Genomic DNA, 225 nt, shown 5'->3' with positions numbered 1-225 from the left:
AACATCAGCGTCTGAGTCAGCTTCAACATCAGCATCTGAGTCAGCAAGCACATCAGCGTCTGAATCAGCATCAACATCAGCGTCTGAGTCAGCATCAACATCAGCATCTGAATCAGCAAGCACATCAGCATCTGAGTCAGCTTCAACATCAGCATCTGAGTCAGCTTCAACATCAGCATCTGAGTCAGCTTCGACATCAGCGTCTGAGTCAGCTTCAACATCAGC

1 protein-coding gene is annotated in these 225 nt (G+C 48.0%); it reads right to left on the bottom strand.

Annotated elements, in window-relative coordinates:
• Positions 1-225: hypothetical protein (locus ACQRDX_RS09660; RefSeq protein WP_427896692.1), on the bottom strand; the 225-nt coding region annotated here is incomplete at both ends.

The sequence above is a fragment of the Streptococcus sp. SGI.013 genome (genome assembly GCF_050315295.1).
Lineage (GTDB): Bacteria > Bacillota > Bacilli > Lactobacillales > Streptococcaceae > Streptococcus > Streptococcus porcorum.
Note: the sequence above shows the minus strand (reverse complement) of the source record. Positions and strands in the feature narration are given on the sequence as shown.